The organism is Micromonospora sp. NPDC023737, from assembly GCF_040639715.1.
Taxonomy (GTDB): domain Bacteria; phylum Actinomycetota; class Actinomycetes; order Mycobacteriales; family Micromonosporaceae; genus Micromonospora.
Genome location: NZ_JBFAAL010000001.1, coordinates 574,455 through 598,920 on the forward strand (window position 1 = coordinate 574,455; position 24,466 = coordinate 598,920).

A 24,466-nucleotide genomic window follows, 5' to 3' on the forward strand; every position below is an offset into this window, starting at 1 on the left:
TGCCCGGTGGGGTGCTGTCGCCCGGCAGGACGCGCCGCCGGACGAGCGCGAGCGCCTCGGGGTGCTCGGTGGCCACCCGACCGAGCGGTGTCCGCAGGCTACGCGTCAGGACGTCGATGGACGGTGGGCTGTGACGAGGGGCTGTCTGGTCCACAATGAGTCTCCGGGGGCCCGGGGCGCGACGGCGCGAGCGGCAGCATGGCTCGAAGGGCTCTGATCCGTGACCAGAATAGACAAGTCTCGACCGCTTGTCACCGTCGGTGCCACACCGGGTACCACCTGTGGCGACCCCGGTCGCAGAAAGAGGAGCAGAGCATGTGCCGGAGCATCAAGACCCTGCGGGAGCCGTACGTCCCGGAGGTGACGCCTGCGGACATCGACGCCGCCGCGTTGCAGTACGTCCGGAAGATCTCGGGCTTCCGGACCCCGGCTCCGCACAACGCGGAGGCCTTCCACGCTGCGGTCGCGGCCGTCGCCGCCGCCACCGCCACCCTGCTCGACCAGCTCGTGGTGCGCGGCGGACGATCAAGCGGGGCCGCCCCCACGGTCCGGTCCTGAGCGGCCCGTTCCTGAGCCTCCGGTCCAGAGCGGCTTGGTCTAGACCGGTCCGGGCCAGAGCGGTCCGGGCGGGCCGGCGTCGTGTCGGCCGCCGGCCCCACCCTGGACCCACCCCTGCCGGGAACCGCCGAACCCGCCCGGCCGTCAGGCCGCCGCGAGTGCCGGGGCGACCGTGTCGGGGGCCCACCGTGAACGGTGACACTGCGACCAGCCACGGCAGGCGGGGTCGGCGTCGGTGCAGAGGCGCTGATTGCCGAGCACCTCGCCGTCATCGGTCTCCCGGACGTCGAAGTGCACCGGGCGGATCGTGCCGTCGGGCGCGACGAGCAGGTGCCGACCGGCGTCGAGGGTGTCGTCACGCAGTACGCAGTTGCGATCCAACAGCCGGGCCAGCGCCGCGATGCTGGCGTGCTCGGAGAGCCGCTCGGGCACCCCGTAGCAGTCCACGATCGTGGCGAACTCGCCCGGCGCCTGCCAGACGTCGCTGATCACCGCGTACGTCGGCAGTCGGGCCGGGTCGGCGATCGCCAGGGGCATCACCACCCGACCGAGCGCCTCCGCCAGCGCCGGGTAGACCTCCACGGGTCGTACCTGGTCGATTCTCCAGTTCCACAGCTCGGTCATGCCGCCTCCTCGCTGCGTTCGTCCCACCGGCCTCCGGATCGGGCCTTACTGACGATGGTGCGGTGCATTTGCCCTCAGCCGGGGGCAAGTTACCGGTCTGTGACCAAACCGGGCAAAAAATCCTCCCGGCCCATAGCTCAAGGTGGCGGGAAGATGACAGTTTATCGGGTACGGTGCCGCATTCCGCTCCGCCGCACCGGGCCGGGCGGCACCGGACCGAGGCCGTCCGAACCGGCGACAGGACTCAACGGACGACGACCATGTGCTCACCACGTGGCAGGAGCTCACCGACCACCGGAGCGCCGGGCAGCTCCCCGGCCACCAACAGGCCGCCCGAGGTCTGCGCGTCGGCCAGCAGCAGCCGCTCCTGCTCCCCCGCCGCGCCGAAGTCCGTCCACGGGGTCACCCAGTCCAGGTTGCGACGGCTACCGCCGCTGACGTACCCGTCCCGTACCGCCTCGCGGGCACCCGCCAGGTAGGGCACCCGAGCGGCGTCGATCGCCACCGTGAGGCCGCTGGCCCGGGCCAGTTTCGACGCGTGCCCGAGCAGACCGAAGCCGGTCACGTCGGTACCGCAGCGGATCCCGGCGGCGACCGCGGCCCGGGCCGCGTCCCGGTTCAGCGTGCTCATCGAGGCCACCGCCTCGCCGAACACCTCGCCGGTGGCCTTGTGCCGGGTGTTCAGCACCCCGACGCCGAGCGGCTTGGTCAGCGACAGCGGTTGCCCCGGTCGGCCCGCCTCCAGTGTGATCAGCTCTTCCGGCCGGACCACCCCGGTGACCGCCAGCCCGTACTTCGGGCCGTCGTCGTCGACGCTGTGCCCGCCGGCGAGATGACAACCGGCCTCGCGGGCCACGTCCTGTCCGCCGCGCAGCACCTCGCGGGCCAGCTCCATCGGCAGTACGTCCCGGGGCCAGCAGAGCAGGTTCAACGCGACCAGCGGGGTGCCCCCCATCGCGTACACATCGGATAGCGCGTTCGCCGCCGCGATGCGCCCCCAGTCGTAGGCGTCGTCGACGACCGGGGTGAAGAAATCGGCGGTGGCGACCAGGCCCGTCCGCTCGTCGAGGCGGACCACCGCGGCGTCGTCGCCGTGGTCCAGCCCGACCAGCAGATCGGTGGTCCCGGTCGCCGGGCCGAGGCCCGCCACCATCAACTCGAGCTCACCGGGTGGGATCTTGCATGCGCAACCGCCGCCCCGGGCGTACCGGGTCAGCCGTACCGGTTCTGTCATCCCCACATGTTCGCCGCACGGAAAGGTCACCCGCTACCGTCACCGGACAAGTCGCCCGGTCGAAACCGGACACTCGACACCCGCCCCGGTGGGTGTTACCGCTCCGTGACCAACTGGGTTGCGTCCTGCCACAACTGGCCGCCTACAGTTGCCCAACCAGGGGTCAACCGGCCCCGAGTGGGAGACGACAGGGACGGTGGACGACGTGACGACGGGCGAACCGCTCATCGTGCTGGACTCGGTCAACAAGTGGTTCGGGCCGTTGCACGTGCTCGACGACGTCTCGCTCTCGGTCGGCCGCGGCGAGGTGGTCGTGGTGATCGGCCCGTCCGGCTCCGGCAAGTCGACGTTGTGCCGGACCATCAACCGGCTGGAACCGATCAACTCCGGCACCATCACCTTCGACGGGCAGCCGCTGCCGGCGGAGGGCAAGGCCCTCGCCAGGCTGCGCAGTGAGGTCGGCATGGTCTTCCAGTCGTTCAACCTCTTCGCGCACAAGACCATCCTCGAGAACGTGACCCTCGGCCCGGTCAAGGTCCGCAAGGAGAAGCCGGCCGCGGCACGGGAACGCGCCATGACGCTGCTCGACCGGGTCGGCATCGCCAACCAGGCCGACAAGTTCCCGGCCCAGCTCTCCGGCGGCCAGCAGCAGCGGGCCGCGATCGCCCGCGCGCTGGCCATGCAGCCCAAGGCGATGCTCTTCGACGAGCCCACCAGCGCACTGGACCCGGAGATGGTCGGCGAGGTGCTGGACGTGATGACCTCGCTGGCGAGTGACGGCATGACGATGGTCGTGGTCACCCACGAGATGGGCTTCGCGCGGCACGCGGCCAACAGGGTCATCTTCATGGCCGACGGCCAACTGGTGGAGGATGCTCCGCCGGCCGAGTTCTTCGCCAACCCGCGCAGCGAGCGGGCCAAGGACTTCCTCTCCAAGATCCTCACGCACTAGGCGTCCACCCAGGAGCGCGCCATCCCCCGGCGGGCTTCGTCGAAGAAGGAGAAGAGTATGCGTATGAAGCGCGTGGCGGCGGTCGCGGCGGCCGCGACCCTCGCCCTCGGGCTGGCTGCCTGTGGCGACAACGGGTCCGACGAGGGCACCGGCAGCGGCGGCGAGAGCAAGTCGTTCGCGGCCGGCAGCACGATGGAGCGGCTCAACAAGGCCCAGGCCATCAAGATCGGCACCAAGTTCGACCAGCCCGGCTTCGGACAGAAGGGCCTGTCGGGCAAGCCGGAGGGCTTCGACGTCGAGGTCGCGAAGATCATCGTCAAGGAGCTCGGCATCCCCGAGGACAAGATCGAGTGGGTCGAGGCCCCCTCGAAGGTCCGCGAGGACGTGCTCGTCAACGGCACCGTCGACCTGGTCGCGGCGACCTACACCATCAACGACAAGCGCAAGGAGCGCATCGCGTTCGCCGGGCCGTACTACGAGGCCGGCCAGAACATCATGGTGAAGAAGAACGACACCGCCATCACCGGGCCGGACTCCTTCGCGGACGGCACCAAGAAGGTCTGCTCGGTCACCGGCTCCACGCCGGCCGAGGAGATCAAGAAGCACGTCAAGGACGTCGCCACCCAGCTGGTGCTCTTCGACACGTACGACAAGTGCCGGGACGCCCTCAAGGGCGGCCAGGTGGACGCGGTGACCACCGACAACGTGATCCTGCTCGGCTACATCGCCAAGGACGAGGCGTCGTTCAAGCTGGCCGGTGCCAACTTCACCAAGGAGCCGTACGGCATCGGCGTGAAGAAGGACGACACCGACTTCCGCAACTTCATCAACGACACGTTGGAGAAGGCGTACAGCGACGGCAGCTGGAAGAAGGCCTGGGACGACACCGCCGGCAAGTTCGGTGCCGAGCTGGGCAACCCGCCGGCCGTGAACCGTTACTGATCTGACCCGTTGATCCGGAGGGTGGGGAGGAAGTCCGACCCGTGAGTGTGCTCATCGACAAGTTCGACGTCTTCGCGGGGGGCTTCTGGCTCACCCTCCAGATCTGCGTACTCGCCGCGATCGGCGCCCTGATCCTGGGCGCCATCGTGGCGGTGCTACGCATCTCGCCCGTACCGCCCTTGCGGGCCGTCGGCACCGCGTACGTCAACATCTTCCGGAACATGCCGCTCACCGTGGTCATGTTCTTCGCCGCCTTCGGCCTGCCGGCGCTGGGTTCCAACGCGGACTTCCTGCGGATCCCCGGGCTCGACGCGATCTTCAACCGGCTCGGCACCGACCTGCCCTACTTCCGCTTCGCGCTGATCGCCCTGGTGCTCTACACCGCGGCGTTCGTCTGCGAGGCGCTGCGCTCGGGCGTCAACGCCGTACCGCCCGGACAGGCCGAGGCCGCCCGGTCACTGGGACTCACCTTCGGCCAGAACCTGCGCTACGTGGTGCTGCCGCAGTCCTGGAAGGCCTCGATCGTGCCACTCGGTTCCGTGATCATCGCGATGATCAAGAACTCCGCCCTGGTCGGCTTCTTCGGCGTGGTCGGTGACCTGTCCCAGACCGCCGACCAGCTCACCTCGGCCGAGGGCTACGCGTTCGTGCCGGTCGCCATCGGCATCTCGATCGGCTACCTGATCATGACCGTTCCCCTCGGCGCTCTCCTCGACCGGATCGAGAAGCGACAGGCGGTGGCCCGATGAGCCAGCAGAGCGTCCTCTACGACGTCCCCGGTCCACGGCAGCGCCGGGTCACCCTGATCAGCAGCCTGGTCGCCACCGTGCTGCTGCTGGTCGGCGCGTACTTCCTGATCTACCAGCCGCTGGACGACAAGGGACAGTTCTCGCTGGACCTCTGGGGACCGCTGGTCGACCCCTCCGACGAGAACTTCTCGCTGGTGTGGGAACGGATCGGCACCGGCTTCAAGAACACTCTGATGGCCGCCGCGCTGGCCATCCTCTCGTCGCTGGTGGTCGGCACCCTGCTGGCGATGCTGCGGATTCAGCTCAAGAGCCTCGCCCAGCGCCGCTTCACCGGGCTGGCCACCCCCGTGTCGTACCTGCTGCGCGGGCTGACCTGGTTGCTCTCCGCGGTCACCCGGATCTGCGTCGAGGTGTTCCGCGGCCTGCCCGTGGTGATCACGATCTTCTTCGTCGCCCGCGGCTTTCCCGAGTTCGGCGTCACGTTCGACACGCTCTGGTACCTGGTCATCGGCCTGACCATCTACAACTCGGTGGTCATCGCGGAGATCCTCCGCTCCGGCATGGAGGGTCTGCCGGGCGGGCAGTCCGAGGCCGCCGCGGCGATCGGGCTCGCCCCGTGGCAGACCACCCGGATGATCCTGCTGCCGCAGGCGTTCCGGATCATGCTGCCGGCGCTGATCAGCCAGCTGGTCGTGGTACTCAAGGACACCTCGCTCGGCTTCATCATCAGCTATGAGGAGACCCTGAGCATCGGCAAGCAGATCATCGGCGCGCTGGACAACCCCATCCAGGTGTACGTGGTGATCGCGGTGATGTTCATCGTCGTCAACTACACGCTGTCGAAGCTGGCCCAGTACGTCCAGCGCCGGCTCTCGCGGGGCCGGAAGACGGCGGGCACCCCGGCCCAGAACCCTCCCCCGGCGGCGCTCATGTCGCAGGCCGAGGGCGGCGGCATGGGCGGCGGCGTCTGAGCCCTGCCGCAACGACCACGAAGGGCCGCCCCGACGATTCGGGGCGGCCCTTCGGCCATCTGCTCCCGACCCCCGTGTCGTGTCGCGGAACGGCGTCGACAAGGCAGACTCACGATCGATGAACAACGTTGTCCGGGTCGTCGTCGGGACGGTCGTGGCGCCGTCCGCGGCCGTCGCCGTCTATCTGCACGGACTGTGGGCGGGGCACTTCCTCGACCTGCGTGCCACCAGCGTGTACTGCCCCGCCAAGCCGTTGGACTCCACCGCGACCAGCGCCGACTGGCTGCCACTGCGGCACCTCTGCCGCTACGCGGACGGCACCACCACGGAGCTGGTTCCCGCGTACGTCAACCCGCTCCTGTTCCTCTGTCTGGCCATCGCGGTGAGCTGCACGGCACTCGCCCTGCGGTCCGCCCGCCGCCTAGGCGGCGGGCGCTCCAGCGCGAAACCGGTCAACGGGCGATCTCGGTGACCCGCGACTCGCGGACCACCGTCACCCGGATCTGACCGGGGTACGTCAACTCCTCCTCGATCTGCTTGGCCACGTCCCGAGCCAGCACCGCGGCACCGATGTCGTCCACGTGCTCCGGCTTGACCATCACCCGGATCTCCCGGCCGGCCTGCATGGCGAAGACCTTCTCCACGCCGCCCTTGCCACCGGCGATCTCCTCGATCCGCTCCAGGCGCTTGACGTACGCCTCCAGGCTCTCCCGCCGGGCGCCCGGCCGACCGCCGGAACAGGCGTCGGAGGCCTGGGTGAGGACGGCCTCGACGGTCTGCGGCGGCACCTCGTTGTGGTGCGCCTCGATCGCGTGCACCACCTCTTCGCTCTCGCCGTACTTGCGGGCCAGATCGGCGCCGATGATGGCGTGGCTGCCCTCCACCTCGTGGGTGAGTGCCTTGCCGATGTCGTGCAGGAACGCGGACCGCTTGATCAGGGGCACGTCCAGACGCAGCTCGGCGGCCATCACGCCGGCGATGTGGGCGGTCTCGACGAGGTGCTTGAGCACGTTCTGCCCGTACGACGTCCGGTAGCGCAACCGGCCCAACAGGGTGATCAGCTCGGGGTGGATCTCGGTGATGCCGACCTCGACGAGCGCGTCCTCGGCGGCCCGCCGGCAGAGCTGCTCGACCTCCTGCCGGGCCAGGTCGTAGACCTCCTCGATCCGGTGCGGGTGGATCCGCCCGTCCAGCACCAGCTTCTCCAGGGTGAGCCGCCCGACCTCGCGGCGGACCGGGTCGAAGCAGGAGAGCAGCACCGCCTCGGGGGTGTCGTCGATGATCAGGTTGACCCCGGTCACCGACTCGAAGGCACGGATGTTGCGCCCCTCCCGGCCGATGATCCGGCCCTTCATCTCGTCTCCGGGCAGATGCAGCACGCTGACCACGCTCTCCGCGGTCTGCTCGCTGGCCACCCGCTGGATCGCATCGACCACGATGTGGCGGGCCCGCTGCTCGGCGGTACCGCGTGCCTCGGCCTCGATGTCGCGGACCAGCAGCGCCGCTTCCCGCTTGGCCTGCCCCTCGATCGCCTCGATCAGCTCCGCCCGGGCGGCCTCGGCGGTCAGCCCGGCGACCCGCTCCAGTTCGCACCGACGCCGAATCTCCGCCTCGGCCAGCTCGGCCTCCCGCTGGTCGAGTGCGGCCGACCGAGCGGCCAGCGCGGCGCTCGCGGCGCTCAGTTGCCGTTCGCGCTCGGCGAGCCGCTCGACCTCCTCGGTGTGCAGGCGCTCCCGCTCGTCCATCCGGGCTGCCCGCCGGTCCACCTCGGCGGCCTGCTCGCGGGTGGTCGCGGCGAGTACCGCCACCTCGCGCTCACCGCCGCGCCGAGCGGCCGTACGCAACTGCTCCGCGTCGGCTTCGGCCTGCTTGTGTGCGCGCTCCAGGACCGTGTCGGCCTCGGCGCGGGCATCGTCGAGCACCCGGCGGGCCTCCGCCCGGGCCGCCTTCGCCTCCGCCTTCGCCGCGGCGGCCTCGGCCCGCGCCGCCGCGGCTGCGGACTTCGCCACGTCGATGGTGCTGTTCGCCTCGTCAGCCGCGCTGCGTAACGCGGCGAGGGACTGCTCCTGCCGATCCTTCTCGGCGATGAAGGCCGGGTCCGCCGTGGGGGTGCTGCGCATCCCGCGCAGTGTCCGCAGACCGATCGCCAGCGCGCCGATGACCACGAGGATCAGGATCAGGACCAGGACGAGGAGCACCGTGTCGAAGGCGCTCATGCGGGGACTCCGCGCGGACCACCGGTCAACCTGTGCCGTCCCGCCATGGCCGCCTCCCCTGAACGTCGGCGCCGCAGCAACCGTGCCGGAGGCACGCTCCTGCGGCTCTGGACGCCCGACCGGAGCGACTGGCCGTGGGTAGGTTCCTCCACCGGCGGTGCCCGCAGGCACCGTCGGTGGAGAGTGCAGTTGTCGCGTCAGCCCCGGACCGGCCTGTCCGGAGCTGGCGTATCAGGCCGGCGAGCCGACCAAAGCGTTGCTGTTCTGTTACGCGATCTATGTTGTGCGCTTAGCCTGCGCTGGTCGGGCAATGTGAGCCTGTATGGCGAGGCTAGGTCTCCAAGGGTGCTCTGGTCAAGAACTCATGATCAAACCCCCCGAACGGAGAGAAGTTGCGTCGTCACCCAGCGCTGCTGCCTGTGCGGACACAGGCGGACAAACGCCGCGACGACCGGGATCGGCGATCGTTGTTCCACCCGACTTCCATGAAGTCGGGGCATTCCAGCTCGGCTGATACCCCGACTTCATTGACCTCGAGTTGATCGTGGCACGTCCGACCCGGCCGGCCAGATGCCCCCGACAGGCACGGGCCAGGCCGAGGACCGCGGACCGACCCGCCAAGGACCGAAAACGGGACCGCGCCGAGGGAGCGGAACCGGCCGGACCGAGGGCCGGAAACGGACCACGCCGAGGGACGGAAACCGGTCGGACCGAGGAACCGGAGACGGTCACGCCGCGGAACCGGAGACGGTCACGCCGAGGGACCGGAGACCGGCCAGACCGAGGACGGAGCTGCCTTCGCCAAGGACCGGAAACGGACCGCGCCAGGGAACCGGAGACCGGCCGGGCCGAGGAACCGGAGACGTGGCCGTGGACGGCCGGTCAGTCAGCCGACCGGCCGTCGCGCTCGATCTCGCTCTCCGCCTCGGCCAGGGCGTCCGCGTCGATCTGCTCGGCGAACTCGGCGGCCTCGGCGCTCTGGGCGGCGAGGGCGTCCTTCACCGCTCGGATCGCCACCCCCGGCGGGTAGCCCTTGCGGGCCAGCATCCCCACCAGCCGACGGAAGACCGCGTCCGGCTCGCCCCGGGCGGTACGTAGCTTCCGCTCGACCAGCGCCCGCGCGGTCTCCTCCTCGGTCTCCTCGCTGAGCTCACCGAGCGCCTCGCTCGCGACGTCGCCGTCGACGCCGCGCTGCCGCAACTCGTTGGCGAGCGCCCGCCGGGCCAGGCCACGCCCGGTGTGCCGGCTGCTCACCCAGGCCCGGGCGAACGCGGCGTCGTCGATGATGCCGACCTCGTCGTAGCGGTCGAGGACCTGAGCGGCCACCTCCTCGGAGATGCCCCGTTTCGCCAGGGCACCGGCCAGCTCGGCGCGGGTACGTGGTCGCACGGCGAGCTGCCGCAGGCAGATCTCCCGGGCCATCTCGGCCTCGTCCCGGGGCGGGACGGGGGTGGTGGCCTCCGCCAGGTCAGGCTCCTCGGCCCTCGCCCGGCGCCCACGGCGAGGGCGAGGCGTGGTGGCATCGCCCGAGCGGGGTGGGCTGGCATCCCAGCCTCGCCCCGCGCGGGCTCGTCGTCCTGCCACAGGTCAGATCAGAAGTCGACCGGCGGCAGCTCGGGGCCGCCCGCCGCGTCGCTCCCGGCAACCCCGACGCCGAGCTTCTCCAGGATCTTCTTCTCGATCTCGGCGGCCACGTCCGGGTTCTCGCGGAGGAACTCGCGAGCCTTCTCCTTGCCCTGGCCGAGCTGGTCACCGTCGTACGTGTACCAGGCGCCGGACTTGCGAATGATCCCCTGCTCCACGCCCACGTCGATCAGCGAGCCCTCACGGGAGATGCCCTTGCCGTACATGATGTCGAACTCGGCCTGCTTGAACGGCGCGGCGACCTTGTTCTTCACGACCTTGACCCGGGTCCGGTTACCGACCACGTCGGTGCCGTCCTTGAGGCTCTCGATGCGGCGGACGTCGAGCCGGACCGAGGCGTAGAACTTCAGCGCCCGACCACCGGTGGTGGTCTCCGGGCTGCCGAACATCACACCGATCTTCTCGCGAAGCTGGTTGATGAAGATCGCCGTGGTGCCGGTGTTGTTGAGCACACCGGTGATCTTTCGCAGCGCCTGGCTCATGAGCCGGGCCTGGAGGCCGACGTGGCTGTCGCCCATCTCGCCCTCGATCTCGGCACGCGGCACCAGCGCGGCCACCGAGTCGATCACGATGATGTCGAGCGCGCCCGAGCGGACCAGCATGTCGGCGATCTCGAGCGCCTGCTCACCGGTGTCGGGCTGGGACACGAGCAGCGCATCGGTGTCGACACCGAGGGCCTTCGCGTACTCCGGGTCGAGCGCGTGCTCCGCGTCGATGAAGCCGGCGATGCCGCCGGCCCGCTGGGCGTTGGCCACCGCGTGCAGGGCGACAGTGGTCTTACCGCTGGACTCCGGGCCGTAGATCTCGATGACCCGGCCACGCGGCAGGCCGCCCACGCCGAGCGCCACGTCGAGCGCGATGGAGCCGGTCGGGATCACAGCGGTCTGGATGACCGGCCGCTCCCCCAGACGCATCACCGAGCCCTTGCCGAACTGCTTGTCGATCTGAGCGAGAGCAAGGTCGAGTGCCTTCTCCCGGTCAGGCGCTGCCACCATCGTTGCCACCCCTGCCTTCGCCGGCGTCTTTGCTGAGCTTCGCGTCACGCGGACACGCTAGGCGCTGGGTCCGACAGAAAACCAGCCGACGGGCCGCGAGCTGTGGACGAGCACCCCGCTGTGGACAATAGCCGAACAGGTGTACGACTAGGCAAGCGACACGCGGATCGGCGGAAACCGCTGCTCAGCGTAGCCGTGCCGGCACCCGGTCGGGATAGGCCGCGCAGACCGCCCGCCACACCACATGCGTCTCCTCACCCGCGGCGAGGGCCTGCTCGATGGTCCGTCCACCGAGCTGGGCGAGCACCTGGTCGCTGGCGATGCTGGCCGCGTAGCCGGGGCCGAAGGCCTCCTCCAGCCGCGCCCAGAAGTCGGTCAGCCGCACGTGATCAGTCCTCCTCGTCCGGTGCCCCCGCCGGCACCGGCCGCAACGCTAGCGCCACCAGGGGCACGGTGGCGACCGCGGCGAGCAGGGTGAGGACCGGATAACCGGCGGCCCGCATGACAAACCCGCTGGCCGCCGCGGCCACCGCGCCGGCCAGCCCCATCGTCAGGTCGGAGAAGCCCTGCACGCTCGGACGGACGACCGCCGGCACCGACTCCGAGAGCAGCGTGGAGCCCGCCACCATGGTGCCGGACCAGCCCAGCCCGAGCAGGACCAGGCCGATCGAGAGCCGGGGCGTGTGGTGCCCGGCGGTCCCGGCGACCGCGCACGCGGCGAGCAGCAGCACGACGCCGAGGAGGATCACCGCCCGCCGGCCGAGCCGGTCGGTGAGCCAACCCACCACCGGGGAGAGCGCGTACATGCCCGCGATGTGCAGGCTCAGCACGATGCCGACCACCCGCAGCACGTCCGCGTCGCCGTGCGACTCACCGAGTCGCACCGGGGTCATCGACATGACCGCCACCATCACCATGTGGCCCACCGCCACCGCGGCGATGCCGAGCCGGGCGGCGGGCAGCCCGCGTACCACCTGCCAGGCCGCGCGCATCCCGGCTCCGCGCCGGGCGGTCGTGGCCGGTGGGGTGACGGCCCCGGCCGGTGGGGTGACCTCGGAGGCGGCGGCGGGCGCCACCGGCGCGGCGGGTGCCGCCAGCCGGCGCGCGGTCAGCAGCGGGTCGGGCCGCAGCAGCGCCAGCAGTACGCCGGCGGCGAGCACGAACGCGGCAGCGCTGAACGCGAACGGCCCGGCCAGCGGCGGCAGACCCCAACCGGTGGTGGCGTGGTCGGCCAGGTCGGCGAAGTTCGGAGCGGCCACCGCGCCGATCGTGGTGGCCCAGACGATCAACGAGAGCTGGCGGCCCCGCCGAGCCGGCTCGGCGAGATCCACGGCCGTGTAGCGGGCCTGGAGGTTGGCGGCGGTGCCGCCACCGAAGAACAGCATGCCGAGGAAGAGCAGCGGCACGAAGTCGGTGACCGTGGCGAGCACGACCAGCACCGCCCCGACGGCACCGGCCAGGTACGCGACCGCGAGCCCGGGCCGGCGGCCGTGCCCGTTCATGATCCGGGTGACCGGAACCGCGAGCAGCGCCCCACCGACCACGGAGGCGCTCTGCGCCAGACCGGCCAGCGCGGTGCCGGCGACCCGCGCGGCGAGCAGTGCCCCCACCGAGATGCCGATGGTGACACCGATTCCGCCGACGATCTGGGTGCCGAAGAGCAGGCGCAGGGTGCGCCGCTGGATCGGCGCGACGTCCGGACGCACCGGCGTCGGCGCGGTCAGTTCGGTGGCCATGCAGCTCCTCGCGGGCAGGGGTACCGAGGGCCTTCATACTCGCGCACCCGTCCGCCACCCAGCCCTGTTGATCATGAAGTTGTTGTGCGTCGACCCGGCGTGTCGGGACAATAACTTCATGATCAACGCGCTGGCCCGGCCCGGCGGCGCGAGGGGGTCAGCCGAGGGTGCGGGCGGCGACGGTGAGGTCGGCGACCAGCCCCTCGTACGCCTTGTCCTGGTCGTCGGCGCGCAGCACCGCCGACGGGTGGATGGTGGCGAGCAACTGGGCCGGTGGAGTGTCGGCCAGCTTCCCGGCGCTGTCCACCGGCACGCGCTGGAAGTCCTCCGGGTGCTGAGCGGAGGCCGGCCAGGGCAGCAGCTCGCCGCGCTGCCGGGTGACCCGGAACGCCGGACCGAGCAGCGCCTTGGCCGCGGTGGCGCCGAGCACCACGACGACCTCCGGACGCAGACGGGCGAACTCCGCGACCAGCCAGGGCCGGCAGGCGGTGATGTGCACCTGGTCCGGCGTCTGGTGGATGCGCCGTTTCCCGCGCAGCGAGAAGCGGAAGTGTTTCACGGTGTTCGTGAGGTAGATCGAGCCGGGATCGAGGCCGGCGTCGTCGACCGCCCGGCGGAGCAGCCGGCCGGCCGGACCCACGAAAGGCAGGCCCTTCTGGTCCTCCATGTCGCCGGGCTGCTCACCCACGAACACCACCCGGGCGCTCTCGTCGCCCCGCCCGAAGACGGTCTGCGACGCGTCCCGGTACAGCTCGCAGCCGCGGCAGCCAGCAGCCGCCGCGCGCAGTTCGTCGATGGTGTCCGCCTCCGGCGGGATGAACCGTTGGGCGCCGGGAGCGTTCGCGGTCTGCTCGGCCATGCGGACTGTTATACCCGTTCGGGGATCGATACCGGGTACGCCGCCCCCGCGCCGGACGCCCACGCGCCGACTCCGCAGCCGCACCGGGCCCCGAGTCCGTGCCCACGCGCCGACTCCGCAGCCGCACCGGGCCCCGAGTCCGGGTGCGGCAGGGACGCGGTCGCACGGCCGGCCCGGATCGGCCCGGCACGCCTCAAGCGGCGAAGCCTCCCGGGTACGGCGGTCGGACGGCCCGGGCCAGCGTGTCGGCGAGCGGAGCGATGTCGGCGTCGGCGAGCGAGCTGACCGTGATCCGCAGGCCCGGTTCGGCGGCGATCCGGTACAGCGCACCGGGGGCGACCGACCACCCGGCGTCACGCAGCGCGGTCACCGCGCTGGTCTCGTCCGGAACCGGCAGCCAGACGTTGATACCGCTGTGGCCCCGTGCGTCCAGCCCACGCTCGGCGAGCGCGCCGCGCAGTGCGGACCGCCGCCGCTCGTAGCTCTCCGCCGCGCGGTCGACCAGTTCGGCGACGGCCGGGTCGCGCCAGAGCGCGAGCAGCAGCCGTTGCAGCACGGTGGAGACCCAGCCGGCGCCGACCCGGGCCCGACCGGCCACCCGGGCCACGGTGGTCTCGTCGCCCACCAGCACCGCGATCCGCAGGTCCGGGCCGAAGGGCTTGCTGGCCGAGCGGAGGAACGCCCAGCTTCCGGTCGCCCCGGCCAGCGGGTGCAGCGGTACGCGGGCGAGTTCGGCGGCGTGGTCGTCCTCGATCAGCAGCAGGTCCGGCCGATCGGCGAGGAGCTCCCGCAGCGCCGCCGCGCGGGCGGCGGAGACCGCGGCGCCGGTCGGGTTCTGTGCGCGGCTGGTCACGACCAGGGCGCGGGCTCCGGCCTCGAGCGCGGCCGACACCCCGGCCACCATCGGCCCCTCGTCGTCGACCGGTACGCCGACCGGGCGTAGCCCCAGCGCGGCGATCAGGTCGAGCAGGTTGGCCCAGCCCGGGTCCTCCACCGCGACCGCGTCGCCGGGGCGCAGGTGAGCGCCGAGCAGCCGTTCGATGCCGTCGAGCGCGCCGCCGGTGAGGGTCAGCTCCCCGGCCGGTACGCCGTCGCCGGCCAGCCGGGCGCGGGCCGCCTCGGCCAGCTCGGGGAGCACCCCGCCGCCCGAGTAGCCGATCGGAGGTCCGGCGTCGACGGCGAGGGCGGCCAGGTGGGGGCCGAGCGACGGGAGCAGGGACGGGTCGGGCTCGCCGGCGGAGAGGTCGCGCAGACCGGGTGCGGGCGGCGGACGCAGCGCCGAGCGGCGGGCCGCCACCGGCGGGCGCGGCCGGACCCGGGTGCCGTGCCGGCCGGCGGTGGCGACCAGCCCACGCTGGCGGAGCTCCTGGTAGGCGCGGGCGACGGTGGCCGGGCTGACGGCCAGCTCGGCGGCGAGGGCGCGGACCGGCGGTAGCGCGGCGCCGGGCGGCAGGGCGGCGGTGCGGATGCCGGACTCGATGCTGGCCGAAATCTCGGCGGCCGTCGCCCCAGTGACCTGATAGCGTGCTGACACAATTTAGATATTGTACTAGAACAAAGGCGGACGCGATGGCCACCCCCGGAATCGACCCGACCACCTACCCCCGGACCGAGCGGACGACCGCGAAGCGCCCCCGCGACCGGATGAGCTACGACCGGGCGGCCGTGCACGCGGTGCTGGACGAGGCGCACCACTGCGTGCTCGGGTTCACCGTGGACGGCGAGCCACGGGTCCTGCCGACCATGCACGTACGCGTCGGCGACACGCTCTACCTGCACGGCTCCACCGGCAGCCGGCCGCTGCTCGCCGCCCGAGGCGACGGTTTGCCGGTCGCCGTGGCGGTCACCCTGCTCGACGCGCTGATCTACGCCCGGGCCCAGTTCCACCACAGCGCCAACTACCGGTCGGTGGTCGCGCACGGCACCGCCCGACTGGTGACCGACGAACGGGAGAAGGCCGACGTGATGACAGCTCTGGTGGAGAAGGTCGCCGCCGGACGCAGCGCGGACAGCCGCCCGCCGAACCGCAAGGAGCTGGCCGAGACCGCCGTGCTGGCGCTGCCGCTGCACGAGGTCTCGCTGCGCGGCCGCGCCAGTGGCGTAGGCGACGAGGAAGCCGACCTCGACCTGCCGCACTGGGCCGGGGTGGTGCCGCTGCGGCTCACCCGGGGCCGACCCGAGACGGACGCCGGCGTGACCGCCCCGATCCCGGCGTACCTGCGCCCGAAGCGCTCGCCCTGGCTCGACCCGGCGGTCCTGGGCGGTGAGCACGTGGTGCTCGAACCGCTCGCCCTCGCGCACACCGACGAACTGCACGCCGCCACCGCCGACGCGGAGGTCTGGCGGCACCTGTGGCGTCCCCTGCCGGCCGACGCCCCGGCCACGGCCGCGGTGATCACCGAAGCGCTGGCCGCCCACGACCGCGGCGAGCGGGTGCCCTGGGTGCAGCGTTGCGCGGTCACCGGCGCGGTGGTCGGCAGCACCTCCTACTACGAGGTGGACCCGCAGCGCCGGTCGGTGGCGATCGGCTACACCTGGCTCGGGCGGCCCTGGTGGCGTACGGGGATCAACACCGAGGCGAAACTGCTGCTGCTCACCCGCGCCTTCGAGGACCTGGGCGCGGTCCGGGTGGTCTGGCACACCGACATCCGCAACGAGCGCTCCCAGCGGGCCATCGAACGGCTCGGCGCGACCCGCGAGGGGGTGCTGCGGATGCACCGACGGCGCCCGGACGGCTCGTGGCGGGACACCGTGCAGTACGCCCTGACCGTCGAGGCGTGGCCGAACGCACAGCAGGCGCTGCGGGAAAGGCTTCGCCGGACGGTGCCGGCGGCGTGATGATGGCCGGCGTGCTGGGGATCACCGACATCGGAACGTACGTGCTGGGCACCGTCGCCATCATCCTGCTGCCCGGGCCCAACTCACTGTTCGTGCTCTCCACCGCCGCCAAGCGCGGCGTGGCGGCGGGCTACCGGGCCGCCGGCGGGGTCTTCCTCGGCGACGGGGTGCTGATGTTCCTCTCCGCCGCCGGGGTGGCGTCCCTGCTCAAGGCGTACCCCCCGCTCTTCCTCGTGATCAAGTACGCGGGCGCCGCGTACCTCGGCTACATGGGTCTGACCATGCTGCGCGGGGCGTGGCGGCGCTGGCGCGACCGCAACGACCCGACCACGCCGCGGCTGATCGACGCGGCGGAGCCGGCGGAGATGCGCAGCCCGTTCCGCAAGGCGCTGGTGATCAGCCTGCTCAACCCCAAGGCGATCCTCTTCTTCGTCTCGTTCTTCATCCAGTTCGTCGACCCGGCCTACCACTGGCCGGCGCTCTCGTTCGTGCTGCTCGGATTGATCGCGCAGGTGACCAGCGCGCTGTACCTGACCACGCTGATCTTCACGGGCACCTTCCTGGCCACACAGTTCCGTCGCCGCCGCCGGCTCGCGGCGGGCGCCACCACCGGCATCGCCGCCCTGTTCCTGGGCTTCAGCCTCAAGCTGGCGACCGCGAGCATGTAGCCGGCCGGCCGGCGTGGTGCGCGTCGGGCGCCCGGCTGCGAGCAGGTAGCCGGGCGCCGTAGGTTCGGCTCAGGTGCCGTCGCCGCCCCCGCCACCACCACCGACCCCCGGGCCGCCCGCGGTGCCGCCGAGCCCGGTACCCGGCTGGAGCGGCTCGTCCGGCGGGCGGCTGACGTGCGCGGACTCGGTGATCTTTGCGGACCAGTCGGCATGCGCGGCAGCCGCCGCGTGCCGGTTGATCGCCTCCCGCACCCAGCCGTCCACGATGCCCACCCAGTCCCGCTGCTCGGCGCCGACATGCCAGGCCCGGAAGCGGCTGATGCTCTGGTGGGTCAGCCCGGCCAGGGCGAGCCGGCGGTCCATCCAGAAGATCACCTCCAGGCCGGCCGAATTGGCCACGAAGATCAGCTCGAGTTCCGTGATCGGTCCGGCGTAGAGCGGGGCCACCCAGAATCCGATGCGCTGGTGCAGCGGCAGCGTCTGCTCCACGCCGGGCAGCCGCGCGTCCACCAGCCCGGCCTGCCGCAGGGTGAACCCGAGGGTGTCCAGCGCGGCGAGCACGTGTCCCTGCGTGGGCAGCGGGTGCACGAAGACCGGCACCATCGCACCCTGGTCGAGCGCCGGATCGATCGCGACCTCCGTGCGCAGGCCCATCCGGAGGCTGAGCAGCGGCACACCGCCGAAGATGGTCACCGGGGTCTCCCAGGGCACCGGGAACTGGAACGGGATGGTACGTCCCCGGCCCGCGCGGAGCACGAACGCGCCCGACAGGGCCGCGCCGTGGAACTGCACCAGTCGGCGCGGTGCCGACGGGTCGTCCGGCTCGGCCGTGGTCACCAGGCCGAGCCGGACGTGCCGCACCGGCACATCCGTCGAGCCGGCGGTCACCGTCACCCGGCCGGGCAGCCGCAACCCCGGCCTGGTGCTCGGGTTGGTGAGCGCCGTGTGCACGGTCAGGCCCGTCCAACTGGACTCCGGCGACACCCCCGTGAACCGCACCGGACCCCCTACCTCGCACCCACGTCCACCCCGCCGGCGACAGGGCTACGCCTCGCCGAGCAGGTCCAGTGACGCCCGCCAGAGTCGCTCCGCGGCCTCCGGGTCGAGCGCGTACGCAGCCACTCCGCGGTTCATGCCCGGCTGGTTGAGTGACGCCTCTTCGCAGTCCTCGAAGTAGCGGCCGCCGACACCGGCGAGCCCCGGCCAGGTCGCGACGAGGACGCTCGTGGCGGCCCCCTGCTCCGGCGACTTGAACTCCTCACCCGACGACGCCGCCGCCTCGACCTCCTCCTGGCTCATGTAGCGCGTCAGGTTCGAATCGAGGATGGCGCCCGGGTGCACGGCGTTGGCCCTGATCCCCTCCCCCGCCCACCGTCGGTCCGCCTCGACGGCGAAGAGCACGTCGGCCGTCTTCGACTGCCCGTACGCCACCCATGGGTCGTACGGGCGCCGCTCGAAGTTGATGTCGTCGAAATCGACCGGAGCTGTCAGGTGCCCGCGGGAGCTGAGCGAGACCACGCGGGCGTCGCCCGCCGTTGCCAGCGCGTCGTGCAGACCGGTGGCGAGTGCGAAGTGCCCGAGGTGGTTGGTGGCGAACTGGAGTTCCCAGCCCTGGCGGGTGCGGGTCAGCGGGGGCGCCATGACGCCGGCATTGTTGATCAGGATGTGCAAGGGCCCCTGCCAGCCCCTGACGAACGCCCGCACCGAATCCAGGTCGGCGAGGTCGAGCGGGGCTGCGGTCACCCGCCCGGCGCCGCCGGCGAGCTCGCCTGCAACCCGCTGACCCGCCTCGATGTTGCGGACCGCGAGGGTGACCTCGGCGCCCGCCCGAGCGAGCGCCCGTGCGGTCTCCACTCCGATGCCTCCGGCCGCGCCGGTGACCACGGCCCGGCGGCCGGAGAGGTCCACCCCGGAAACGACCTCCGCGGCGGTGGATCGGGCGTCGAACGGGGTGCTGACACGCTGGTTGGCCATACCCGGTTCCTTCCCGCTACGACGGCGCGCACACGGCCCCAGACGCTTCTGCTGTCGCCGTTCAACCGCCCGAATGCCAGCGGACCCCGACCGGTGGCCGGGGTCCGCTGCGTCACTCGTCCGAGTCGTCCGTTTCGGTCAGGGACCGGAGGTCACCTCAGCCGGCGGCCGCGGGGCACCGGGTCGGTCTCGTCGTCGAACTCGCCGATGACCTCTTCCAACAGGTCCTCCAGCGCCACGAAGCCGACCGGCCGGGTCGGGCCGCCGCCGTTGCGCACCAGGGCGAGCTGGGACTGGCGGGCACGCATGGCGGCGACCGCCTCGGTCACCGACGCCTCCGCCGGCAGGATGAAGGCGTTGCTCATGAGGTCACCGGCCACGGCCTGCTGGCCCGTGGTGACCGCGCGCACCGCCTCCCGTACGTGCACCAGACCGCAGACGTCGCCCGCCGCGTCCAGCACCGCCAGCCGGGACCGGCCGCTCTCCCGGCTGACCTGCTCGATCCGCTCGGCGGAGTCGCCCCGGTAGACCGTCACCATGGTCGAGAACGGCTCCATCACCTGGGCCACCGTGGTGCCCTGCAACTCCAGCATGCTGGTCAGCAACTGGTGCTGCTCGGCGCCGAGCAGCCCGTGCTCCCGGGACTGCTCCAGCAGCATCCGCAGCTCGTCCGGGCCGTGCACCTGCGCCAGCTGGTCCTGCGGGTTGACGCGGGCCAGCCGCAGGATCGAGTTGGCCAGCGCGTTGAGCGCGCTGAGCACCGGCCGGGAAACCCGGGCGAACGCCCGGAACGGCAGCGCCAGCAACATGGCCGAGCGTTCCGCGTCGGTGATCGCCCAGGACTTCGGCGCCATCTCACCGACGATCAGGTGCAGGAAGGTGACCAGCGCCAGCGCGAACACCAGCGCCACGATGTGGCTGGGCGCCTCCGGCAGCCCCACCGCGTGCAGCACGGGACTGGCCAGGTGCTCGATCGCGGGCTCGGCGAGCGCACCGAGGCCCAGCGTGCACAGCGTGATGCCGAGCTGCGCGCCGGCGAGCATCAGCGACAGCTCGCGTACGCCGTCCAGTGCGGCCCGCGCGGCCCGCCCGCCGCCGGCCGCGGCCTGCTCCAGGCGGTACCGCTTGCTCGCGACCAGGGCGAACTCGGCGGCCACGAAGAACCCGTTCAACGCCAGCAGCACCGCCGAGGTGAACAGGGCAACCCCGGGGCTCATGCCGACACCTCCGGGCGGTTGCCGGACTCGGTGACCCGCAGGCGCACCGAGTCGGCCACGTGCCGGTCGACAGCGAGCACCTCCACCAGGGCGCGCGGCTCCGCCTCACCGTCCTCGGCGTCGGGTGCCAGGCTGATCTCGAGCCGGTCACCGACCTCGGGCACCCGCCCGAGTTCGCGCATGACCAGGCCGGAGAGCGTGTCGTACTCGGGCGCTTCGGGCAGTGCGATGCCGGTGCTGTCCGCCACCTCGTCGATCCGCCAGCGGGCCGGCACGACCCAGGAGCCGTCGGCCTGCTGAGCCGGAGCCCGTTCCGGCGGGTCGTCCTCGTCACGGATCGGGCCGACCAGCTCCTCGGCGATGTCCTCGAGGGTGATCACCCCGGCGAAGCCGCCGTACTCGTCGACCACGCAGGCCAGCTGCCGATGGCCGGACCGTAGCCGGTCCAGCACCGTCGGCAGCGGAAGCGTCTCGGGCACCAGCAGCGGCGGTACGGCCACCGCGCTCACCGGGGTGGTGGCCCGCTCGTGCTGGGGTACACCGAGCACGTCGGAGATGCCGACCACCCCGACCAGGTCGTCCACCCCTTCCGCGCCCTGGACGGGGAAGCGGGAGTGGCCGGTGTCCAGCAGCTCGACCACCCGGCTGACCGGCTGGTCGGCGCGTACGGTGTGCACGTCCACCCGCGGCACCATGGCCTCGCCGGCGCTGAGCTCGCGGAAGTCCAACCCCCGGTCGAGCAGGGTGGACATCTCCACGTCCAGGTGCCCCTCGTTGCGGGACTCGGCGATGATCTGTTCGAGGTCCTCCGGGGTGGCGCCGCTGGGCAGCTCCTCGATCGGCTCGATGCCGACGCGACGCAGCAGCCGCACCGCGGACTTGTCGAAGAGCCGGACCACCGGGCCGGCCACTCTCAGGTACATGAGGGTCGACCGCGCGAGCGCCCGGGCCACCGGTTCGGCGCGGGCGATGGCGAGGTTCTTCGGGGCCAGCTCGCCGAGAACCATCTGCACCACGGTGGCGATGATGAGGGCGAGCGCGACGGACAGGGGCAGACTGAGCGACTCGGCGACCCCGGCGAGGCCGAGCAGATCGGCCAGGCCGGCACCGAGGTACGGCTCGGCCGCGTAACCGACCAGCAGGGCGGTGACGGTGATGCCGAGTTGGGCTCCCGAGAGCATGAAGGAGAGCCGGCTGGTCACCTCGAGGGCCCGGGCGGCGGGCTGGTCGCCCTCCTCGGCAAGCTGGCGCAGCTTGCCCCGGTCCACGGCGACGAAGCCGAACTCCTGGGCCACGAAGTAGCCGGTGAGTGCGGTGAGAACGATGATCAGGACCAGGCCCAGGACGATCAGCACGGGAGGTTCAGGGCTCCTCGCAACCGCGTCGGGACCATCGGATGCCGGGCACGACCCGGCTGGCTACTGCTGCCCTCCTGGGCAGAAGAGTCGATCATGCGGGTCATTTTATCGGCGATGGCTGTACGCCCGCTGAAGGTGGGGCGAAGGCTCCCGGTTGTCCGGTTCGATTGCCGAGCCGACGGATCGGGTGACAAGGGCACCTCGGTGCGCGCCGTCAGCGGTTGGCCAGTTCGTCGACGTCGAGGAGGGTGGGGTCCACCCGACCGGCGCGGTACGCGGCCCGCCCGATCATCTGGGCGGCCACCGGAGCCGTGGCCAGCTGGAAGACCGCGACCAGCACCACCATCCCGAGATCGCCCGACGTACGCAGCCGTAGGGCGACCCCGGCCAGCAGGAGCACCACGCCGAGCGTCTGCGGCTTGGTGGCGGCGTGCATCCGGTCCAGCACGTCCGGGAAGCGCAGCACACCGATCGCGGCGACCAGGGCGAGCAGCGCACCGGCCACCAGGCAGACGGCGCCGAGCCAGTCGGCCACGATGCCCAGCATCAGGCGCCCTCCCGGACCGCGAACCGGGCCAGCGAGACCGAGCCGACGAAGCCGAGCAGCGAGAGCACCACCAGCACCGGCAGCGTGCCGGTGTGCCGGTTCACCGCCGCCTCGGCGGCGACCGCGCCGACCATCGTGGCGAGCAGCATGTCGGCGGCGACGACCCGGTCGAGCAGCGACGGACCGCGGTAGAGCCGGACCAGGACGAGCAGCGCGGCCGCTGAGAAGAGTCCGGTGAGGACGACGGCGAGGAACGTGGTCACGAGTTGTTCTCCTTCTCGACGTGAGCGGTCTGCAGCTGGCGCACCTCGGCGGGCGAGCCGATGGTTCGGACGATGCGGCGCTCGATCTCGCGGACCCGCGCCCGGTTGTCGGCCAGGTCCTGCGGCCGGCGTACGTCGAGCACGTGCAGGTAGAGGACGCCCGCTTCCCGGTCCACCTCGAGGATGAGCGTGCCCGGGACGAGTGAGACCAGCTCGGCGGTGAGCGCCAGGTTGAGATCGCTGCGGACCCGCAGCGGTACGGCGATGATCGCGCTACGCGGCTGGAAGCCGGGCTGCACGGCGATCCGGGCCACGCGCACGCTCGCGACGGCCAGTTCGGCGACGAATCGGCCGGCGAGCACCAGCAGCGCCCGCGGGCGCAGCCGGCCGCCGAAGGTGACCGGCGGCAACGGGTAGAAGACCAGCACCGCGGCCGCCACCAGCAGCCCGGAGAGCAGGTTGCCCCAGGTGAACTCACCCCAGAGCAGATTCCAGATCAGCACCAGCCAGCCGAACGCGAACGCCTGGTCGCGCCAGGTCGCCACCCGGCCGCGCAGCCGGCCGGGTCGCTGCGCGCCGGTTCCGCCGGTCACGGTGTACCCCCCGGGAAGACGGCCCGGATGTACGGGGTGCGGGCACGCAGGTCCTCGGCCGCGTCGGCGGTCACGTCGAAGAGCGGCCCGCCGGCCACGGTCAGCACCAGCCCGAGCGCGACGAGAGCCGCGGTGGCCCCCACCATCAGCGCGGGAAGCCGTACGGCCGGTTCGTCGGTGGCCAGCCGGGGCGACCGCCAGAAGGCGATGCTCCACACCCGGGAGGCCACGTAGAGGGTGAGCAGGCTGGTGGCCGTCCCGGCCGCGACCAGGGCGATGGGCAGCGCGCCGCCGACCGCGACCCCGGCCTGGAGCAGGCCGAGCTTGCCGAGGAAACCGGAGAACGGCGGAACGCCCGCGAGGTTCATCGCCGGCACGAAGAAGAGCACGCCCAGCAGCGGCGCCAGCCGCGCCAGCCCACCGAGCAGCCGCAGGTCGGTGCTGCCGGCGCGCACCTCGACCAGACCGGCGACCAGGAACAGGGTGGTCTGGATGGTGATGTGGTGCACCACGTAGAAGATCGCGCCGGAGAGCCCGGCCACGGTGCTCAACGCCACCCCGAAGATCATGTAGCCGATGTGGCTGACCAGCGTGAACGAGAACAGCCGCTTCATGTCCGACTGGGCCACTGCGCCCAGGATGCCGATCAGCATGGTCAGTCCGGCCACCACCATCAGCAGTGGTGCGACCTGCCGGTCCGGGAAGAGCAGCGTCTCGGTCCGGATGACCGCGTACACACCGACCTTCGTGAGCAGGCCGGCGAAGACGGCGGTGACGGGAGCCGGCGCGGTCGGGTAGCTGTCCGGCAGCCAGGCCGACAGCGGGAAGATCGCGGCCTTGACGCCGAACGCGAGCAGGAGCATGAGCTGCAACGCCAGCCGTACGTCGTCCGGCAGCGCGTCCAGGCGCTGAGCGAGCTGGGCCAGGTTGAGCGTGCCGGTGGCGGCGTACACCAGCCCCACGGCGGCCAGGAAGATCATCGACGAGACGATGCTGACCACCACGTACGTCGAGCCGGTCCGGATCCGGACCTCGGTGCCGCCCAGCGTGATCAGCACGAAGCTCGCGGCGAGCAGGATCTCGAAGCCGACGAAGAGGTTGAACAGGTCCCCGGCGAGGAACGCGTTGGTCACGCCGGCGGTCAGCACCAGGTAGGTGGGGTGGTAGATGGTCACCGGGGCGCTCTCGCCAACGTCCCCCTGCCCCTGCCCGATCGAATAGAGCAGCACGCAGAGGGTGACCGCCGAGGAGACCACCAGCATCAGCGCGGCCAACTGGTCGGCGACCAGCACGATCCCGACCGGCGGCGGCCACGCCCCGACGGCGAGCACCACCGGTCCGTGCCGGTACGCCTCGACCAGCAGCACCGCGGCGACCGCCAGGGTGGTGGCCAGGCCGGCCACGCTGATCCCCCGTTGCAGCCGCGGCCACCTGCCCAGCACCAACGTCAGCGCCGCGCCGAGCAGCGGCACCACCACCGGCAGCGGCAGCAGGCGGTTCACCGGTCCACTCCCCGGCGCGGGTGACC

General features: G+C 71.9%; 25 protein-coding genes. 8 read left to right on the forward strand and 17 right to left on the reverse strand.

All coding sequences use genetic code 11. The annotated features are described in order from the left end of the window. Positions 1 to 315: 315 nt before the first annotated feature. A complete protein-coding gene (locus tag AB0F98_RS02540; RefSeq protein ID WP_357727493.1) occupies positions 316 to 558 on the forward strand; it encodes a DUF2277 domain-containing protein in 243 nt (80 codons plus the stop codon). 144 nt (positions 559 to 702) lie between these two features. On the opposite strand, the gene AB0F98_RS02545 is transcribed toward AB0F98_RS02540, so the two are convergent. Together AB0F98_RS02545 and selD are read right to left on the reverse strand one after the other, a co-directional pair. Next, on the reverse strand, positions 703 to 1,182 hold the full coding sequence (locus AB0F98_RS02545) for a hypothetical protein (protein WP_357727496.1): 480 nt from the start codon (positions 1,180 to 1,182) through the stop codon (positions 703 to 705). A gap of 244 nt (positions 1,183 to 1,426) precedes the next feature. After that, a complete protein-coding gene (gene selD / locus AB0F98_RS02550; protein ID WP_357727499.1) occupies positions 1,427 to 2,416 on the reverse strand; it encodes a selenide, water dikinase SelD in 990 nt (329 codons plus the stop codon). Positions 2,417 to 2,612: 196 nt separating this feature from the next. Between selD and AB0F98_RS02555 the strand changes: the two genes are divergently transcribed. The 5 genes from AB0F98_RS02555 to AB0F98_RS02575 all read left to right on the forward strand — a co-directional run bounded on the left by AB0F98_RS02555 (position 2,613) and on the right by AB0F98_RS02575 (position 6,502). Further along, positions 2,613 to 3,368 carry an amino acid ABC transporter ATP-binding protein gene (locus AB0F98_RS02555; RefSeq protein WP_350786775.1) on the forward strand — a complete coding sequence of 252 codons (756 nt, stop codon included), beginning with the start codon at positions 2,613 to 2,615 and terminating at the stop codon, positions 3,366 to 3,368. A 57-nt stretch (positions 3,369 to 3,425) separates the two neighbouring features. After that, positions 3,426 to 4,310: a glutamate ABC transporter substrate-binding protein gene (locus tag AB0F98_RS02560; protein ID WP_357727503.1), complete on the forward strand. Its 885-nt coding sequence runs from the start codon at positions 3,426 to 3,428 to the stop codon at positions 4,308 to 4,310. Positions 4,311 to 4,351: 41 nt separating this feature from the next. After that, complete coding sequence (locus AB0F98_RS02565; RefSeq protein ID WP_132349989.1) at positions 4,352 to 5,059, forward strand: amino acid ABC transporter permease; 708 nt, start codon at positions 4,352 to 4,354, stop codon at positions 5,057 to 5,059. Next, complete coding sequence (locus AB0F98_RS02570; RefSeq protein WP_357727507.1) at positions 5,056 to 6,030, forward strand: amino acid ABC transporter permease; 975 nt, start codon at positions 5,056 to 5,058, stop codon at positions 6,028 to 6,030. Before AB0F98_RS02565 ends, AB0F98_RS02570 begins: the two co-directional genes overlap by 4 nt. Positions 6,031 to 6,148: 118 nt before the next feature. Next, complete coding sequence (locus AB0F98_RS02575) at positions 6,149 to 6,502, forward strand: hypothetical protein (protein ID WP_357727511.1); 354 nt, start codon at positions 6,149 to 6,151, stop codon at positions 6,500 to 6,502. Here the strand turns inward: AB0F98_RS02575 and rny are convergent. The 7 genes from rny to AB0F98_RS02610 form a co-directional block, all read right to left on the reverse strand. Beyond that, positions 6,483 to 8,246: a ribonuclease Y gene (gene rny / locus AB0F98_RS02580; RefSeq protein WP_357727514.1), complete on the reverse strand. Its 1,764-nt coding sequence runs from the start codon at positions 8,244 to 8,246 to the stop codon at positions 6,483 to 6,485. The two genes, AB0F98_RS02575 and rny, sit on opposite strands and share 20 nt — an antisense overlap. Positions 8,247 to 9,128: 882 nt before the next feature. Further along, on the reverse strand, positions 9,129 to 9,830 hold the full coding sequence (locus AB0F98_RS02585; protein WP_357727517.1) for a regulatory protein RecX: 702 nt from the start codon (positions 9,828 to 9,830) through the stop codon (positions 9,129 to 9,131). An 8-nt stretch (positions 9,831 to 9,838) separates the two neighbouring features. After that, entirely contained in the window at positions 9,839 to 10,885 is a 1,047-nt protein-coding gene (gene recA, locus AB0F98_RS02590; RefSeq protein WP_357727520.1) for a recombinase RecA, read from the reverse strand. 184 nt (positions 10,886 to 11,069) lie between these two features. Next, positions 11,070 to 11,270 (reverse strand): DUF3046 domain-containing protein, encoded by a 201-nt coding sequence (locus AB0F98_RS02595; protein WP_132349983.1) that lies wholly within the window; start codon positions 11,268 to 11,270, stop codon positions 11,070 to 11,072. Between the two features lie 4 nt (positions 11,271 to 11,274). Then, positions 11,275 to 12,621, reverse strand: coding sequence for an MFS transporter (locus AB0F98_RS02600; RefSeq protein ID WP_357727523.1), 1,347 nt, complete (start codon positions 12,619 to 12,621; stop codon positions 11,275 to 11,277). Between the two features lie 157 nt (positions 12,622 to 12,778). Then, positions 12,779 to 13,480 carry a UdgX family uracil-DNA binding protein gene (locus AB0F98_RS02605; RefSeq protein ID WP_357727526.1) on the reverse strand — a complete coding sequence of 234 codons (702 nt, stop codon included), beginning with the start codon at positions 13,478 to 13,480 and terminating at the stop codon, positions 12,779 to 12,781. Positions 13,481 to 13,673: 193 nt separating this feature from the next. Next, positions 13,674 to 15,014, reverse strand: coding sequence for an aminotransferase class I/II-fold pyridoxal phosphate-dependent enzyme (locus AB0F98_RS02610; protein WP_357727529.1), 1,341 nt, complete (start codon positions 15,012 to 15,014; stop codon positions 13,674 to 13,676). A gap of 35 nt (positions 15,015 to 15,049) precedes the next feature. On the opposite strand from AB0F98_RS02610, the gene AB0F98_RS02615 reads away from it, so the two are divergent. Together AB0F98_RS02615 and leuE are read left to right on the forward strand one after the other, a co-directional pair. Then, positions 15,050 to 16,318: a bifunctional pyridoxamine 5'-phosphate oxidase family protein/GNAT family N-acetyltransferase gene (locus AB0F98_RS02615; RefSeq protein ID WP_357727532.1), complete on the forward strand. Its 1,269-nt coding sequence runs from the start codon at positions 15,050 to 15,052 to the stop codon at positions 16,316 to 16,318. Then, complete coding sequence (gene leuE / locus AB0F98_RS02620; RefSeq protein ID WP_357729020.1) at positions 16,318 to 16,986, forward strand: leucine efflux protein LeuE; 669 nt, start codon at positions 16,318 to 16,320, stop codon at positions 16,984 to 16,986. The genes AB0F98_RS02615 and leuE overlap by 1 nt, the downstream gene beginning before the upstream one ends. Positions 16,987 to 17,055: 69 nt before the next feature. Here the strand turns inward: leuE and AB0F98_RS02625 are convergent, their stop codons facing one another. The 8 genes from AB0F98_RS02625 to AB0F98_RS02660 form a co-directional block, all read right to left on the reverse strand. Continuing rightward, positions 17,056 to 17,985, reverse strand: a complete 930-nt coding sequence (locus AB0F98_RS02625; RefSeq protein ID WP_357727535.1) for a sporulation protein — start codon at positions 17,983 to 17,985, stop codon at positions 17,056 to 17,058. 45 nt (positions 17,986 to 18,030) lie between these two features. After that, a complete protein-coding gene (locus AB0F98_RS02630) occupies positions 18,031 to 18,960 on the reverse strand; it encodes an SDR family NAD(P)-dependent oxidoreductase (protein ID WP_357727538.1) in 930 nt (309 codons plus the stop codon). A gap of 152 nt (positions 18,961 to 19,112) precedes the next feature. Then, entirely contained in the window at positions 19,113 to 20,177 is a 1,065-nt protein-coding gene (locus AB0F98_RS02635; protein WP_357727541.1) for a hemolysin family protein, read from the reverse strand. Next, positions 20,174 to 21,532, reverse strand: a complete 1,359-nt coding sequence (locus AB0F98_RS02640) for a hemolysin family protein (RefSeq protein WP_357727545.1) — start codon at positions 21,530 to 21,532, stop codon at positions 20,174 to 20,176. Before AB0F98_RS02640 ends, AB0F98_RS02635 begins: the two co-directional genes overlap by 4 nt. A gap of 217 nt (positions 21,533 to 21,749) precedes the next feature. After that, a complete protein-coding gene (mnhG, locus tag AB0F98_RS02645) occupies positions 21,750 to 22,082 on the reverse strand; it encodes a monovalent cation/H(+) antiporter subunit G (RefSeq protein WP_357727548.1) in 333 nt (110 codons plus the stop codon). Next, the gene (locus AB0F98_RS02650) at positions 22,082 to 22,345 is read right to left on the reverse strand and encodes a monovalent cation/H+ antiporter complex subunit F (RefSeq protein ID WP_355144951.1); all 264 of its coding nucleotides are present in this window, start codon (positions 22,343 to 22,345) and stop codon (positions 22,082 to 22,084) included. Before AB0F98_RS02650 ends, mnhG begins: the two co-directional genes overlap by 1 nt. Beyond that, positions 22,342 to 22,938, reverse strand: coding sequence for a Na+/H+ antiporter subunit E (locus tag AB0F98_RS02655; protein WP_357727551.1), 597 nt, complete (start codon positions 22,936 to 22,938; stop codon positions 22,342 to 22,344). Before AB0F98_RS02655 ends, AB0F98_RS02650 begins: the two co-directional genes overlap by 4 nt. Continuing rightward, positions 22,935 to 24,440: a Na+/H+ antiporter subunit D gene (locus tag AB0F98_RS02660; RefSeq protein WP_357727555.1), complete on the reverse strand. Its 1,506-nt coding sequence runs from the start codon at positions 24,438 to 24,440 to the stop codon at positions 22,935 to 22,937. Before AB0F98_RS02660 ends, AB0F98_RS02655 begins: the two co-directional genes overlap by 4 nt. Positions 24,441 to 24,466: the final 26 nt, after the last annotated feature.